Consider the following 15,815-nt stretch of genomic DNA (forward strand, 5'->3'; position numbering starts at 1 on the left):
CGGTGCGCTAGGCGTCACTCTTGGGGACGTCGGCGGGCTGGACGAAGGGGCGGCAATCGACGGGCACGTCGAAGATGAAGCTGGTGCCTGTCTCGGCCGCGCTGTCGACGGCGATGCTGCCGCCGTGGCTTTCGGCGACGCTCTGCACGAAGGGCAGGCCGATGCCCCAGCCTGGCGCGGGGCTGTCGTTCTCGCGGCGCAGGTAGTCAAAGATGCGTTCGGCCTGTTCCGGCGCGATGGGCCGCCCGCTATTGTGGACGGTGACGATCAGGCGTTCGTGGGTCGCTTCCACGTGCACGCTGATGGGCGCGTCGTCGCCATACTTGAGCGCATTGCCGAGCAGGTTTTCCAGCGCGCGCCGCAGCGAGTTCTCGCACCACCAGCCGATGACGGATTGCCCGCTGACCTGGCATTTGCCCGGCCGCTGCAAGTTGACCTGGCTGGCCACGGCGTGCACCAGCGGCAGCACGTCGAACTGGCTCAGCACCAGCGGCAACTGCTGGCCCTGGTGGTAGCTGAGGCCATCGAGCAATTCCTCGATCATGCTGTCGAGCCGCTTGCTGTGCTCGACAATCTTGTGCGCCAGCAATGTCACCCGTTCCGGGTCAGCTGGCCTGAGCAGCAACTGGGCGCTGGTGCTGATCACGGCCAGGGGATTGCGCATGTCGTGCGACAGGCCGGCCGCGATACGGCGCCGGAAGCCTTCGTGCATGCTGGTAAATTCGCGTATCGATTCGCGGATGCCCGAGTCGATCGACACATTGATCACCTGCCAATCCTTGCTGCGCAGGGTGATGCCGGACTCATGCGCGGTGGCGGCGAAGCAGTCGCGGAAGATCTGGTATTCCTGGATCACCTGTTCCGGGCCGTAATTGGTCATGCGCGCCCGTTCATTGCCATGCACGGCGGGCACGTTGCTGTTGCTGGCGGCGTTTTCGCGCGGGTGGCCCGGGGTGAGGGCTTCGGCCAGGTTGTCGAAAAAGGCGGGCAAAGTATTGATGAGTATGGGCGTGAGCAACTGGTCGGCGCCGCGCACCTTGGCGCGCACGCGCTGTTCCCAGGCGCTGAGGACGGCGTCGCGCATGGCAAAGATGCGCTGCGCGCGCTGCAATGGCTGGCGTGCGCTGGCCTGGCGACCCGCGTGATGATCCGTGGCAATACTCACCTGGACTCCTGACTGCAATGACTATGCTTGCGATAGTATGCGCCAATTCAGCCGCCGGGGAAACGCCTTATTGTCCAGTAGCGGCCTGCCGCAGGGCCGCATTGAGGCGGGAAAGCGAGGCAGACCATTCGGCCAGCGAAAAGTTCTGTGGATCATCATGACCATTCGCAAACCCTGTATCGATGACGGCATGGAAGGCGGGGATCAGCCACGTGCCCCTGCGCACGCTGGCGGCGATATACAGCAGGGCCAGGCGCTCGTATTGCGCAGGCGTAAAGCCGGGGTCGGGCGCCAGGCCATCGTTGCCCTTGCCGCCGCCGGGCACCGAGTTGCGCGGCTGCACCAGTTCCACGTGCAGGAACAGGCCCGTCAGCGACGGCTTGTCCTTTTCCAGCTTGCTGGCGTAGCTGGCCGTGCCGAAGTCGCGCACCTGCAAGGAGCCGCCCAGGCGGTTCACGTAGACATGGCCTTTCGGGCCGCCGCCCAGCGCCGGATTGCGCAAGCTGAAGTCGTTGAAATCCCAGCTGGCATCGTTGATATGGCCGGGAATGGCGTCAAGCAGGAAATTCGGGTAGCTGGTGTCGTGGATGACGAAATAGCGGGCCATGGGCGCGGCCAGCCGGCCCACGGCGCGCGACAGGGGGGCGTCGACGGCGCCGCCCACATCTGCCTCGGCGATGCCTTGTTCCGCCAGCCAGGCGCGCAAGCGGGCCGGGGCGATGCCCGTGCGCTGGCCGATGCGGGCGGCAAGGAAGTCCGGCAGCGGCGCACTCTCGCCCAGGCGCGCATACAGTTTGACGGGGCGCAGCAAACACGTGGCTTGCGCCAGCGCATCGCCCTTGAAGCCGCTTTTCCAGGCAGCATACGGGCAGGCGGCTTGCTTTTGGGCCGCGGCAGGCAGGGATAGGCAGAGCAGGAGCAGCAGGGCAGGGAATCGTTTCATGCGGCATTGTCGCCGAAGCGCGCCTTGCGGCACAGGCGCGCACGCGGAAAAAAAGCTGCCCGAGGGCAGCTTTTCAAAGTACGGCAGGGGCGCGGCCTTTAAAACGCCACGCTGGCCGATACGACCACGGTGCGCGGCGCGGCCAGGACCAGCGAGCCGATGTTGAAGGACGACACGGCCGACGACCAGTAATTGCGGTCCGTCACGTTGTCCACGCGGGCGCGCAAGGTCACGTCACGGCCCGCCACTTGCGTCAGGTAGCGCGCGCCGATGTCGAGGCGGGTCCACGATGGCAGTTGCTTGGTGTTGGCCTGGTCCGCATACTGCGTCGAGGTGTAGATGGTGCGGGCGTTCAGGGTCAGGCCTGGCGCGCCCGGCACGTCCCATTCGCCGCCCACGCTCATCTGCGTTTCCGGTGCGCCGATGGGTTTCTTGCCATTATTCGCGGCCACGTCGGTATTGCTGAGCTTTGCATCGAGCCAGGTCAAGCCGCCCAGCAGGCGCACGCCCTGCATCGGCGTGCCGAAAATCGACAGTTCCAGGCCACGGTTGCGCTGCTCGCCATCGAGTTCGGCCCGCTTGCCGACCACGGCCAGCAAAGGCTTGCTTGTCGTGAACAGGGCGGCGCTCATGCCCAGCTTGCCGCCGTCATACTTGACGCCGATTTCCTTTTGCTTCGATTTGTACGGCGCAAACACGTCGCCCATGTTGTCGACGTTGAGCTGCTGGCCGTTTTCCACGTACGTTCCCGTGGCCGCTGGGCCCTTGACCAGTGCTTCGATGTAGTTGGCGTACAGCGACACGTTCTGGTTCGCCTTGAAGACGATGCCAGCCACGGGCGTCGTGGCGCTCTCGTCATAGGCATTGCCTTGCAGCACCGAGGTGTTGTAGTCGTAGCCGGCATCCTTGATCTGCTGGCGGCGCAAGCCCACGGTCAGCAGCAGCTTGTCGTCCAGGAAGGCCATGGTGTCGGCCAGGGCATAGCTGTTGAGGATGGTTTTCTGGGTGATGCGCGGGTCGCTCATGATGCCGCCCGTGTAGGGCGTTGGCGGCGGGGTCACGCTGATTGGCGCGTAAATGTTGGTGGCAAACTTGTCGCCGATCGCATAGGCATTCTTCGCTTCATTCCAGTGCCCGGACCAGCTGGCCACCAGGGTGTGCTTGACGGCGCCCGTAACGAGCTTGCCGCGAATGCCCAGTTCGCCCGTGCGGATTTCCTGCTTGCGGGCATTGTCGAAGCGCGACACCGTGGCGTCGCCATTGATCGACGTCAACGACGGCTCGGCCAGGCTGTTGGCTTCCCTGGTCGAACGGGAGCCAAATGCGGCCCAGGCCACGACATCCTTGGCCAGGTCCACTTCGGCGCGCGCCGTACCGAACACATCGTGTTCCTTCGAATAGCTCCATGGCTGGGCAAAGTTCTTCGAGGCATCGGGTGCGGACGGCAGCACGGCCACGCTGCCAATGGCGACGGACGGGCGCGGCGATGTCAGGTTGAAATTCTGGTAGCCGGCATCGGCCGACAGGCGATAACCGCGGCCGCGGTAATCGAGGCCCAGCGAGAACATGCCCACGTCGTGGTCTTCGCGCTTGATGCTGGTCTCGCCCTGGCGCTTGGCGGCGTTGACGCGCACGCCGAATTCCTGGTTCGCGCCAAAGCGGCGCGCCACGTCGATGGCCGCATAGGCGTGGCCGCCCGATTCCACGCCCACCGTCAACTCCGTCAGCGGCGTGTTGCCGGCGCGCTTGGGCATCAGGTTGATGGCGCCGCCGATGCCGCTGCCACCAGGCGCCGCGCCGTTCAGGAAGGCGCTGGCGCCCCGGAACACTTCCACGCGCTCGAGCAGTTCAGGCGACACATATTGACGGGGCAGCACGCCGTACAGGCCGTTATACGCCACATCGTCGGAATCGAGGGCGAAGCCGCGGATCACATACACTTCCTGGAAATTGCCATAGCCGCGCGACATGCGCACGGCCGGATCGCTCTGCAGCAGATCGCCCACGCTGCGCGCTTGTTGGTCGGCAATGAATTGCTGCGTGTAACTGGTGCCGCCGAATGGCGATTCCATCATGTCCACGGCACCAAGAATGCCCATGCGCCCGCCGCGCGCCACCTGGCCGCCCGCATACGCCTTCGACAAGCCTTCCGCCGACGCATCGGCGGACGCATTGACCACCACCGTCGGCATGCTTTGCGCGTCGCCGGCCGTTGTGGCGGGAGTGGTTTGGGCTTGGGCGGCGGCGCTGGCCAGCAGGAAAGCGGCCAGGGCGAACGGGGTAGGGACGAGGTGGAAGGTGCGCATGGTGTTGTTTGGATATTAATGAGAATGATTATCATTATATTCCAGCGTGGCGCGCTGCGTGGAAAAGTGTGAGAAAGTGATAAAAAAGTCGCCATTTGTACAACAGCCGGCATGCGAAGGCACTGGAATCTGGCGGAAAAAGGCGCGCCAGGCGATACCTTGTGGATTTATTAATGCCCAAATCCAAGTTTCGCTAGAATGGCGTATCGCGCCCGGCGCCCACAGGAAACCGCATGCCATTGCAACGCCATCTACAGTCCGCTTCCATGCGCATGCGGGAGGGCTTGAGCCTGAAAGGCGCTGCCGTCGCGCTGATCCTGGCCATGCATGTGCTGGGCCTGTATTTTCTGCTCCTGCCGCCGCGGCAGCTCAAGCAATACACGGAAGTGGCGTTCATGACCTTGCTGCCGCCCCGGCCCACGCCGCAGGCGCCGCCGATGGCCTTGCCCATGCCTGTGCCGCGCGCGCGGACAACGGCGCCGCCTGCCGCGCCGTCCGCCATCCTCGAACCATCTCCCGTAATAGTGGAAGCCATCACCGTACCGGCCGAAGAGCTACCCGCCGTGCCGGCCACGGCCCCCTCGACGGCAGACTTGCGCACGCGCGCGCGGCTGGCCGCGGGCGCCGCCGACAAGGCCCTGCGTAGCGAGCTCAAGCAAGACCAGCCATGGCTGGCCTCTGCCGGCCTGAAGAGCGAAAGCACTTTCCAGAAACTCGTTGCCTCCGCCTGGCGCGGCGGTCCCGTCATCCGCGTGGAGGAATTCCTTACGGCCGATGGCCGGCCCGCCACGCGCGTCGTCAGTGCCGGCGGCGCCACGTGCTTTGGCATGGCCGAGAATCCCGGCTCTGGCGCCGACCCGGCCAGGACGGGCGGCAAGGTGAAACGCGTGCCTTGCCCGGGCTAAAGACCGCATTCGGTACAGGGTTATCACGGCGATTGCGGGGCAGTCATCCCCGGCAGGGCGTCAAATATGCTAAGTTGCGTCTGCAATTCATGTGACACGACCCAGGACGCCCATGCTCCCCGAACTCCTCATCCTCGCTCCCAGCCCTTCGGCTGCCGTCAACGCGCAGCTGGAACAGCAATATACCTGCCATCACGCCTGGCAAGTGCCGGCGCAGGAACGCCACGCCTGGCTGGCCGAACGGGCGCCGTCCATCCGCGCCGTTGTCACGACGGGCGCGCTGGGCTTGAACGCCACCGACATGGCCCTGTTACCAACGCTGGAAATCGTCGCCGTCAATGGCGTCGGACTCGATGGCGTGGCGCTGGACCTGGCGCGCGAGCGCGGCATCGCCGTCACCACCACGCCGAACGTGCTGACCGATGACGTGGCCGACGTGGCGCTGGCCTTGCTGCTGGCCAGCGCGCGACATATCGTGGCACTCGACCGATTCGTGCGCGATGGCGGCTGGGAACGCAGCGAAGCCATCGCCCCCGCGTCCAGCCTGCGCGGCAAGACGGCCGGCATCTTCGGTTTCGGCCAGATCGGCCAGGCCATCGCGCTGCGCCTGGCCGCCTTCGGCATCCACGTGCGCTACTTCCAGCCGCGCGCCATTGCCGGCACCAGCGTGCCGCGCGCCGAATCCCTGCTGGCCCTGGCGCAGGAAAGCGATTACCTGATCGTCTGCGCGCCGGGCACCCCGGCCACGCGCAAGATCATCGACCGCACCGTGCTCGACGCGCTGGGACCGCAAGGCACCCTGATCAATATCGCCCGTGGCGCACTCATCGATGAAGACGCCCTGATCGCCGCCTTGCAGGATGGCCACCTGGGCGCGGCCGGCCTCGACGTATTTGCGGACGAACCGCGCGTACCAAGCGCCTTGCGCGCCTTGCCGAACGTGGTGCTGACGCCGCACGTGGGCAGCCTGACCGTGGAAACGCGCCATGCGATGGGGCAACTGGTGGTCGATAATCTGGCCGCGCACTTTGCCGGTTTGCCGCTATTGACGCCAGTAAAATGATAACGCCCGGGATGAACCGTTTTAATCAAGCATGAATGAAAGAGTAGCTATGGAATTGACAAAATCGCTGTTGCGCACGCGCGGCGGGCAGGACAGCGGCAAGGTGGGCATGATCGAGCTGTTCTTCGATCTCGTGTTCGTGTTTGCCGTGACGCAACTGTCGCACGGCTTGCTGGCGCACCTGAGCGCCATGGGCTGGCTGCAGACGGGACTGCTGCTGATGGCCGTCTGGTGGGTGTGGATTTTCACGTCGTGGATCACCAACTGGCTCGACCCCGAGCGCATTCCCGTGCGCATCAGCCTGTTTGCGCTGATGCTGGGCGGCCTGATCATGTCCGCTTCGATCCCAGAAGCGTTCGGCACGCGGGGGCTGGCATTCGCGGGCGCCTACGTCGCCATGCAGGTGGGGCGTCCCCTGTTCGCCTGGTGGGCCGTGCGCCATGAAGCGCTGTCGCGCCGCCGCAATTTCCAGCGCATCGCCCTGTGGGCCGTGTTGTCCGGTATCTTCTGGATCGCCGGCGGCGTCGCGTCGCCCGAGCAGCGCATCTTCTGGTGGGTGCTGGCACTGGCGATCGACCTGGCCGGCCCCTGGATGCAGTTTGGCTTGCCGGGCCTGGGCCGCTCGACGACGGCCGACTGGGATGTCGATGGCGGCCACATGGCCGAACGCTGCGGCCTGTTCGTCATCATCGCCCTCGGTGAATCGCTGCTGGTGACGGGCGCCACCTTCGCCGGCCTGGAATGGACGGCCAGCAACTGGCTGGGCTTCCTGTCGGCCCTGGTCGGCAGCATCGCCATGTGGTGGATCTACTTCGACACGGGCGCCGAGGCGGGTCACCACCGCATCGCCCACTCGAAAGACCCGGGCCGCATCGCCCGCAAGGCTTACACGTATATCCACGTGCTGATCGTGGGCGGCGTGATCGTTTCCGCCGTGGCCGATGAGCTGGCCCTCGTGCATCCGGACGAGGCGAGTTTCGCCGGCATCAGCGCCTTGCTGGGCGGCCCGATCCTGTATTTGCTGGGCAATGCGCTGTTCAAATGGGTCAGCAGCGAGCGCGCCGCGCCGCCGCTGTCGCATCTGCTGGGCATCTTGATCATCCTGGCGCTGATCCCGATGGCGTATGGACGGCTGTATGCGCCCCTGACCCTGGCCTGCATCACCAGCTGCGTGCTGGTATTGGTGGCCGTGTGGGAACATATGGCGCTGCGCCGTCCGCCACCGGATATCGATCCCTGACGTCGGTTTTCCCTCAGCCGGGCGGCGTGATGCCGTCCGGATCGCTGCGCGCATCGAGCTGCAGCTGCAGGAACGCCAGGTCCAGCCAGGCGCCGAACTTGGTGCCCACCTGGCGCATCAAGCCCACTTCTTCGAAGCCCAGCTGCTTGTGCAGGGCGATCGAGCCGGCATTGCCCGCTTCGATACCCGCCACCATCACGTGCTTGCCCAAGCTGCGCGCCCGCGCGATCAATTCCACCATCAAGGCCTTGCCGACACCGGCGCCGCGGCGATCGGCGCGCACATACACGGAATGCTCGACCGTATGGCGAAAACCCTCGAACGGGCGCCAGTCGCCAAACGCGGCGTAGCCAGCGACATTTCCTTCCGCATCGATGGCGACCAGCACCGGATAGCCGGCCCGCTGGCGGTCGGCCAGCCAGGCGGCGCGGTTGGCCGCATCGACCGTCCGTTCATTCCAGATGGCCAGGGTATGGCTGACGGCATCGTTGTAGATGGCCGTGATGGCCTCGATGTCGCCCGCATGGGCATCGCGTACCTGCATGTTGCTCTCCTTGCTAGTCGTCCACTATAATGGACAAATCATAGATTGCCGCTCACGCCTTGTCCAATAAAATCCGAATGGAAGCCGGAATGAAATCCAATATATGTCCACTAAACCAGACGAATTGAACCAGCGCATCGGCGCCAGGGTACGCCTCGAGCGGGAAAACCTGGGCTGGTCGCTGACGGAACTGGCGGCCCGCTCGGGCGTATCGCGCGCGATGGTGCACAAGGTGGAGCGGGGCGACTGCAGCCCCACGGCCACCTTGCTGGCGCGGCTGTCGGGCGCCTTCGAGCTGAGCATGTCCGAACTGATCGCCCGCGCCGAGATGCGTGCGGGGCGCTTGCTGCGCAAGGCTGAACAACCCGTGTGGATCGACCCGCAGAGCGGCTATGTGCGGCGGCATGTGTCGCCCGCGTCCGACATGCCGCTCGACCTCGTGCACATTAGCTTGCCGCCGGGCGCCGTGGTGGCCATGCCGGCCGCCGCCTATGTGGCGCGACGGCAACTCATATGGTCGCTCAGCGGCAGCCTCGTCTTCCTCGAAGGGGAGACCCGCCACGTGCTGGACGAGGGCGACTGCCTGGAACTGGGGCCGCCGGCCGACTGCGTGTTCAGCAATGAAACGGCCACCGCCTGCACCTACGCCGTGGCCGTATTGAAGAATAGCTGAAGTCAAGCCAGCGCCGCGGCGCGCAGCTGGGCAATGAAGGCGCGCGCGGCGGGCGCCTGTTCGTGGCGGCGGAAGGCCACGGCGATTTCCGAGCTGATCTGCGGCCCTGCCAGTTCGCGGAACACCACGCCGGGCAATTGCACGCTGGCCATCACCGAATGGGGCACGATGGCGCAACCGACGCCCAGCGACACTTCCGTCAGCACGGCCACCAGGCTGCCCGGGCGCGACACCACCTGCGCCGCAAAACCGCCGCGCCGGCTCGCTTCCAAGGTTCCCAATTCCTGTTCCGGCACGATGAATGCCTGCTGCGCCAGCGCGGCCGGCACCGCCACATCCAACAGGGCCAACGGGCTGTCGGCCTGCACGGCCAGCACGAAGCGGTCGCGCAGCAAGACCACGCTGTCCAGTCCGTCCGGCAAGCGCAGGGGCGGGCGCACGAAGGCCAGGTCGACGCGGCCCTGGTCCAGCAAGCCGGGCAGGGTATCCATCGCGTATTCGCGCGCACCGATGTGGATGCCCGGGTGGCTGGCGCGAAAGCGGGCAAACTGGTCTTGCAGCACGCCTGAGTAAGCTGCTGATGCGACATAGCCGATTTCCAGGCGTCCCAGTTCGCCCCGTCCCGCGCGCCGCGCCACTTCCTGCGCCTGCGCCAGCTGTGCCAGCGCGCGCGCAGCCTCGATGACGAACAATTCTCCGGCGGCCGTCAGGGCCACGGCGCGCTTGCTGCGCTGGAATAAACGCGTACCCAGCAGCTGTTCCGTTTCCTGCACCTGCTTGGTCAGCGCGGGCGGCGAAATGCCCAGTTCCGCGGCCGCCCGCGCGAAGTGCAGGCTGTGCGCCACGGCCAGTACGCAACGGAAATGCCGCAGTTCCATGTCTTTGTCTGTATTCACCATGAGTGAATTATAAGGCGATCATCTTATAACAGGAAATAATACAAGCCTGCTTACAATCGGGGCATGAAGAATACCAACTGGACCTTATATACGTGCTCGGGTGTGTGCGCGCTGATCATGCTCGACACCAACGTGGTGGCCGTCTCCTTGCCCTCGATCGCCCGCTCGCTCAACGCCAGCTTCGTCGACGTGGAATGGGTGGTCAGCGCCTACATGCTGGCGTTCGCCTCGTTTTTGCTGCCCGCCGGCAGTATCGCCGACCGCCTGGGACGGCGCAGGGTGATGCTGTTCGGTCTGGCCGTGTTCGCGCTGGCGTCCCTGCTGTGCGGCCTGGCGTGGACGCCGTTCGTGCTCAACGTGGCGCGCGCCGTCAAGGGCCTCGGCGCCGCGCTGCTGCTGACCTCCGCGCTGGCCGTCATCGGCCACACCTTTCATGCGGAAAAGGAGAGGGCGCGCGCCTGGTCCGTGTGGGGCGCGGCCATGGGCGTGGCCATGACGGTGGCGCCCCTGCTGGGCGGCCTGATCACGAGCGCCATCAACTGGCGCTGGATTTTCTACCTGAACCTGCCCGTCGTCGCCATCCTGATGTGGCTGGTGCAGCGCCATGTGGAGGAGTCGAAGGACGCGTCCAACGCCAGCTTCGACCCGCTCGGCGCGGCATTATTCTCCGCCGGCCTGTTCTGCATCATCTGGGCCCTGATCGACGCCAGCGTGGCGGGCTGGTCCAGCCGCGCCACCGTGCTGCGCTTTGTCGCGGGTGCGGCGCTGCTGGCCGTGTTCGTGCTGGTGGAGCGGCGCCAGCGCGCCCCGATGGTCGATTTGAGCCTGTTTGGCCGCCGCGTGTTCGTCGGCGCCGTGCTGGGCATGTTTGGCTACGCCATCGCCGCGCAAGTGATGATGACCTTTTTGCCCCTGTATCTGCAGAACGCCTTCGGCTTTTCCGCCGTGCTGGCCGGCTGCGCCATGCTGCCGTTTGCCGTCGCCATGGTGGTACTGTCGCGGCTGGCGCCACGCGCCATGCGCCATCTGGACGACCGCGGCATTCTGGTGACGGGCTTGCTGATCGTCGCTGTCGGCAACGTGGCCACAGCCTTTGCCGCCGCCAGCCTGCAGTATGGCTGGGTGGCGGCCGGCATGATTGTCACGGGCGCGGGTGCGGGATTGCTCAATGGCACGACGCAAAAAGCCATCCTGGCCTGCATCCCGCGCGAGCGCACGGGCATGGGCTCCGGCATCAGCACCACCACGCGCTTTGTCGGCATCGTGCTGGCTGTGGGCGCGCTGGGCGCCGTGCTGGCCATGCGCACGGCCACTTCGTTCGAGAAGCTGGCGTGGCTGCACGGCCTGAAGGCGTCGCCCGAGATGATCGGCCGCATCGTCGCCGGCAATGCGGCCGAGGCCTTCGGCCAGCTGCCGCCCGCCATGCAGGCCGTGGCGCAGGAAGCGGCGCGGCACGCCTTCATCGATGGTTTTGCCAGCGTGCTGTACCTGGCTGGCGGACTGGCGGCCATGGTGGCCGCGCTGGTGTTCGTGCTGGCGCGGCCGCTGGAAAAATTGTAACTGTTCAGCAATATTCAGGTACACGGCCTCTGCTTGTAATATGATGCCATCGAGCAATACATGGCAATCATATAACTACCGCGGGAATTGCATGCGCAGAAAACGCATTATCGTCACGAGCGTGCTGGTCGCAGTCATCGGCGTGGCCGCTCCCCTGAGCCTGGCCTTCTATCTGTCGTCCGTGCGCGCCGAGCAGGGCGAGCAGGAGCGCCTGCGCCTGCTCGCCGGCTACGCGCTCGAGCGCGCCCACCGTTCGATCGCCTCGGCCAGCATGGCCCTGCGCAGCGCCGATGCGCTGGACCTGGCGCCGTGCTCGGAAGCCCATATCCAGCAATTGCGCCGCATCACCATCACCACGCGCAGCATCGACGATATCGGCTATGTGGAAAACGGCTTGCTCAAGTGCACCTCGACCGGACTCGAGGAAGAGCGCATCGCCATCACGCCCGCCGACTTCACGCTGGACAATGGCATGGGCATCGATTTCAACCTGCGCCCCGTCGTCAGCGGCGGCAAGCGCATGGTGGGACTGACTTACCGCGCCTATAAAGTGCTGATCGATCCCGTGCGCTTTTCCGACGTCATTGTCGACAGCGACATCCAGATGGCCGTGGCCATCGGCAAGGAAGGCGTGCTCGACACCTTGCACCATCCGGACCCCGCGCAGGTGCAAGCCTTGCTCGCCGGCCTGCCGGCGGCGGACGGCGCCACCCCGGACGGCAGCATCCATGCCATGCTGTACCGCGATGGCTTGACGGCCGTCATGATCGAGCCACGCAGCAAGCTGAACGACAGGCTGCGGCGCGAGCAGCTGCTGCTCTTGCCGCTGGGCCTGCTGATGGCCGCCTTCATCGTCGGCATCGTCGTGTGGCTGTCTCGACGCCGCCTGTCGCTGATGGGAGAATTGCGCATCGCCATCGACCGGCGCGAATTCTTTGTCCATTATCAACCCATCATCGCGCTCGATACGGGCGTGTGTGTGGGCGCCGAGGCGCTGATACGCTGGCGCCGTCCCGACGGCAGCATGATACGGCCCGACCTGTTCATTCCCGTGGCCGAGGAAGGCGAACTGATCTTGCCCATCACGGACCAGGTCATCGATTGCGTCATCGCCGACATGCGCGCCGCGCTGCTGGCCGACCGCGAACTGCACATCGCCATCAACCTGTGCGCCAGCGACATCGAAACGGGTCGGGTGCTCGACGTGCTGGAACGCGCGCTGGACGGTAGCGGCATCGAGGCGCAGCAGATCTGGCTGGAAGCGACGGAGCGGGGCTTCATCAACGTGGAAGCGGCCCGCGCCACCATCGAAAAGGCCAGAGCGCGCGGCCATGCCGTGGCCATCGACGACTTCGGCACCGGCTATTCCAGCCTGTCGAGCCTGCAAAACCTGCCGCTCGATGCCTTGAAAATCGACAAATCGTTTGTCGACACCATCGGCACGGATGCGGCCACCAGCAGCGTCACACCGCATATCATCGACATGGCCCGCACCTTGAACATGCTGATCGTGGCCGAAGGCATCGAAACGCAGCAGCAAGCCGATTATCTGCTGGAACGCAAAGTTGAATTCGGCCAGGGCTGGCTGTTTGCGAAAGCGCTGCCGGCCCTGGAGTTCCTCGCCTTCTACCGGGCGCGCCGGGCGCCATCTTCCACATGAAGCAGCCACGTTTTCCCTACCCACTGCAGCCGCTGCGCGTACCGGGCGGCTGGCACATCACCGTCAACACCCTGTTCGAAGTGGACCCGGGTCCGCAGACCATGCAGTGGTTCAGCAGCGCGCTGCTGCTGTGGGGCAGCTGCCGCGACACGGGTTACTGCTTCAATTCGCATTTTGAACCTGAGGACGATCCGCAAGGCGAATTCGTGCTGGAGATGGGCAAGGTGGCATACGACCGGCACGGCAAGATCGTCCAGGGCAGCGACGCCTTCCTGGGCGAGTTTCGCACGCGCAGCAAGGCGGCGTTTGTCGCCAGGGTCGAGCAATTCATGCAAGACCCGGCAGCCTGAGTTTTACGGTTTGCGCGGCAAGACGACGTCCTGTCCGCCTTGCTTGAGCACGGCGCTGGCGATCTTGCCCGCGGCATCGCGTGTAAACGCCAGGTCCGCGTCGATGGCGCGGAAGAAAAATTGGTCTTTCGCGCTGGCAAACAAGGGAGCGGAACCGACGCCCGTGCCGGCCGCTTCCAGGCCATGCTTGCCCAAGGTCACCGTCAACGTGAATTTCTTGTCCAGCGGATACTCGCCCACATACTCGGCCAGTGCGGCGCGCGGCACTTCGATGGCGGCTTGCGGCTTTTTCAGCGGCGGCAGGGGCGTGCCGGGCAGCAGGGCGGACAAGCCCAGCGCATCGACGTCGCGCGCCGTGTTCGTCAGCACCACCACGCCCCGCTTGCCGTCCGTCGTAAACGCCGCGTAGCTGGCGTAGCCGCCCGTCTGGCCGCTGTGCCAGGCGTAGGCATGGTCCTGTTGCTGCTCCAGCAGCCAGGCCAGGCCGATTTTCGTATCGCTATCGGGCGCCAGCGGCAGCTGCGGCTTGATCGCCAGCACATACGGGCGCAGCGGCCTGTGCATGTACGCTTGCAGGTAGGCGATCATGTCGCGCGCGCTCGAATACACGCCGCCGGCCGGCGCCACCACATTCAAATCCCAGGCGGGCGTAAGCTCGCCCGACAGCAGGTGGCCGGGCGCCAGGCGCGCCAGCATGCCGGCCGAAGGCGTGTTCGTGGTGGAACGCATGCCCAGCGGCACGGCGATGCGCTTTTGCAGCAGCGCTTCATAGCTGCTGCCGGCCTGTGCGGCCAGGGCCGTGCCCAGCACGGCGTAGCCGATGTTCGAATAGTCGAAGGCCGTGCCCGGCGCGTGGGGCAGGTGGTAGGCAGCAAGAAACTGCCGCTGTTTTTCTGCCGTGTAATCGGCATACGGATTGGCCGGGTCCTTCGGTACGAAGTTGTCGGGCAGGCGCGGCAGCGAGGAATAGTGCGTGGCCAGGTCGAGCAGGCTGATCGTCTTGCCGTCGAAGGCAGGCACGGTATAGCCCGGCAATAATGCCGCCACGGGCTCGTCGAGCTTCACCTTGCCTTCGACGACGGCATCGGCCAGCAGCAAGCTCGTCATGGTCTTGGTAATGGAGCCGATCTGGTAGACGGTGTCGGCGCCCGGTTTGGTGCTCTTGCCGGCATGAATGCTGCCAAAGCCGTAGACGGCGCTGTCCTTGCCGTCGATCACGGCGATGACGATGCTCGAATGCAAGCCTGTGCGCGTCAGTTCTTCCGCGCGCTGGCGCACGGCATCGTCCAGCACGGGGGCGGCCAGCGCGGCGGTACCGAGCAGGCAAAGGGGGAGGAGGGCGAAAGTGGGTGTCATGGGAAGCCTTTTCCAGGGTGGGCCAGATGCACGCCGGCGCCTGGATAAGGTCTCTGGCATGCCTGGTGAAGGATACGGCCCCAACATGAAGGCTGCCTGAGTTTTATGGCTGCCGGCATGGCAAGGCTTGCGCTTGCTCAATGTTCAGCCAGTGGCGCTTCCAGCAGGCAGGCCAGCTGCGCGCGCATGCCGCTGGCCATGCTTTGCAGTAATTCGCCGCGCCGGCGCGCGTCGGCGCGTTTCTTCGACGGCACGTCGGCCAGGTCCGGTACCCGATAGGGAGCGCAGGGCAGGTGATAATTGCCGTCGCGCATGCGCAAGGCGTGCAATTCCTGCCACGCGAGGTCGTAGTCGGCGGCGATATGGCGCCGGCGCCGGGCATTCAGGGCGATGCGGTTATCATTGCTGATCAAAAACACGTTATTGCAGGCAAAAAAATCGCCGAAATCGCGCAAGGCCGTCACCATCAGGTTTTTCGGGCGGCAACCGTGCAGCGCCCGCGTGGCTTCCTTGACGGCCAACTTGCCCGCTTCCGAGCGCAAGCCTTGCAGCGCGCCCAGCTGCAAGGACACGCCATCGGCGCGCGGCACGAACAAAAAGCTGGCCAGGTAGAAGGGGTGGCCATCGCGCGTCAGGCGAAGGCACAGTTCGCCTTCGCGGTAGCTGTCGTGGATGGCCGTCAGTTGCAAGCGGTACAGCGCCGCATCCTTGCCTTCGAACGCGGCCAGCACGACGGGCTGGCGCGCGGCCCGCTCGACCAGCGCGCGGGCGCCCGCTTGCCACAGGAAGCGGTAATGCCCTTCCAGCAAGGCCAGGCGATCCGTGCAACCGAGCTGGCGCGATGCGTACGGGCGGTAAATCTTGAAGCGCAAACAAGGATGCAATTGCGCCAGGGAACTCAAGCCGGGCATGCTGCCCAGGAAGGCTTGCCAGCGCGTGCGCTGGCGGGGAAAGAAGAGGGCGCCCAGCGCCGCTTTCAGGCGGTGTCCGCTGGCAGGGGGTGGCAGGGCGGCGCCGTGGCGCAGGGGTAAAGCGATGTCATTCATGGTTCAGCCGGAAAATGGCAGGCGCTGCACAATGAGAGCCTTGCCAATCTGAATGCTACGTGGCCCAGGTGAATTTCATATTAAGAAACCTGATCCCGGCCCACC

General features: G+C 65.3%; 14 protein-coding genes. 7 read left to right on the forward strand and 7 right to left on the reverse strand.

Going from position 1 to position 15,815, the window contains the following annotated elements:
* Nucleotides 1–7 precede the first annotated feature (7 nt).
* From O3297_RS06955 to O3297_RS06965, 3 genes are all read right to left on the reverse strand, one after another.
* Nucleotides 8–1,165, reverse strand: a complete 1,158-nt coding sequence (locus tag O3297_RS06955) for a sensor histidine kinase KdpD (RefSeq protein WP_139178938.1) — start codon at nt 1,163–1,165, stop codon at nt 8–10.
* Nucleotides 1,166–1,232: 67 nt separating this feature from the next.
* The gene (locus O3297_RS06960; protein WP_305048170.1) at nt 1,233–2,108 is read right to left on the reverse strand and encodes a hypothetical protein; all 876 of its coding nucleotides are present in this window, start codon (nt 2,106–2,108) and stop codon (nt 1,233–1,235) included.
* A gap of 98 nt (nt 2,109–2,206) precedes the next feature.
* Entirely contained in the window at nt 2,207–4,414 is a 2,208-nt protein-coding gene (locus O3297_RS06965; protein WP_305048171.1) for a TonB-dependent siderophore receptor, read from the reverse strand.
* Between the two features lie 233 nt (nt 4,415–4,647).
* Here O3297_RS06965 and O3297_RS06970 point away from each other — a divergent pair, with 233 nt between their 5' ends.
* The 3 genes from O3297_RS06970 (at nt 4,648) to O3297_RS06980 (ending at nt 7,622) form a co-directional block, all read left to right on the forward strand.
* Nucleotides 4,648–5,319: a hypothetical protein gene (locus O3297_RS06970; RefSeq protein WP_305048172.1), complete on the forward strand. Its 672-nt coding sequence runs from the start codon at nt 4,648–4,650 to the stop codon at nt 5,317–5,319.
* A 112-nt stretch (nt 5,320–5,431) separates the two neighbouring features.
* The gene (locus tag O3297_RS06975; RefSeq protein WP_305048173.1) at nt 5,432–6,382 is read left to right on the forward strand and encodes a 2-hydroxyacid dehydrogenase; all 951 of its coding nucleotides are present in this window, start codon (nt 5,432–5,434) and stop codon (nt 6,380–6,382) included.
* Between the two features lie 55 nt (nt 6,383–6,437).
* Nucleotides 6,438–7,622, forward strand: coding sequence for a low temperature requirement protein A (locus O3297_RS06980; protein WP_370385423.1), 1,185 nt, complete (start codon nt 6,438–6,440; stop codon nt 7,620–7,622).
* 13 nt (nt 7,623–7,635) lie between these two features.
* On the opposite strand, the gene O3297_RS06985 is transcribed toward O3297_RS06980, so the two are convergent.
* Entirely contained in the window at nt 7,636–8,166 is a 531-nt protein-coding gene (locus tag O3297_RS06985) for a GNAT family N-acetyltransferase (protein WP_305048174.1), read from the reverse strand.
* 103 nt (nt 8,167–8,269) lie between these two features.
* On the opposite strand from O3297_RS06985, the gene O3297_RS06990 reads away from it, so the two are divergent.
* On the forward strand, nt 8,270–8,839 hold the full coding sequence (locus tag O3297_RS06990) for an XRE family transcriptional regulator (RefSeq protein WP_034787437.1): 570 nt from the start codon (nt 8,270–8,272) through the stop codon (nt 8,837–8,839).
* Between the two features lie 2 nt (nt 8,840–8,841).
* Here O3297_RS06990 and O3297_RS06995 read toward each other — a convergent pair whose 3' ends face one another.
* The gene (locus tag O3297_RS06995; protein WP_249936065.1) at nt 8,842–9,738 is read right to left on the reverse strand and encodes a LysR family transcriptional regulator; all 897 of its coding nucleotides are present in this window, start codon (nt 9,736–9,738) and stop codon (nt 8,842–8,844) included.
* Nucleotides 9,739–9,801: 63 nt separating this feature from the next.
* Between O3297_RS06995 and O3297_RS07000 the strand changes: the two genes are divergently transcribed.
* The 3 genes from O3297_RS07000 (at nt 9,802) to O3297_RS07010 (ending at nt 13,308) form a co-directional block, all read left to right on the forward strand.
* A complete protein-coding gene (locus tag O3297_RS07000; protein ID WP_305048175.1) occupies nt 9,802–11,298 on the forward strand; it encodes an MFS transporter in 1,497 nt (498 codons plus the stop codon).
* 91 nt (nt 11,299–11,389) lie between these two features.
* Nucleotides 11,390–12,958, forward strand: coding sequence for an EAL domain-containing protein (locus O3297_RS07005; RefSeq protein WP_305048176.1), 1,569 nt, complete (start codon nt 11,390–11,392; stop codon nt 12,956–12,958).
* Complete coding sequence (locus O3297_RS07010) at nt 12,955–13,308, forward strand: hypothetical protein (RefSeq protein WP_305048177.1); 354 nt, start codon at nt 12,955–12,957, stop codon at nt 13,306–13,308. Before O3297_RS07005 ends, O3297_RS07010 begins: the two co-directional genes overlap by 4 nt.
* A 3-nt stretch (nt 13,309–13,311) precedes the next feature.
* On the opposite strand, the gene O3297_RS07015 is transcribed toward O3297_RS07010, so the two are convergent.
* Complete coding sequence (locus tag O3297_RS07015) at nt 13,312–14,664, reverse strand: serine hydrolase (protein WP_305048178.1); 1,353 nt, start codon at nt 14,662–14,664, stop codon at nt 13,312–13,314.
* Nucleotides 14,665–14,801: 137 nt separating this feature from the next.
* Nucleotides 14,802–15,710 (reverse strand): DUF535 family protein, encoded by a 909-nt coding sequence (locus O3297_RS07020; protein WP_305048179.1) that lies wholly within the window; start codon nt 15,708–15,710, stop codon nt 14,802–14,804.
* Between the last annotated feature and the right edge of the window lie 105 nt (nt 15,711–15,815).

Source organism: Janthinobacterium sp. SUN128 (assembly GCF_030587275.1).
In the GTDB taxonomy this organism is placed as follows: Bacteria; Pseudomonadota; Gammaproteobacteria; order Burkholderiales; family Burkholderiaceae_D; genus Janthinobacterium; species Janthinobacterium lividum.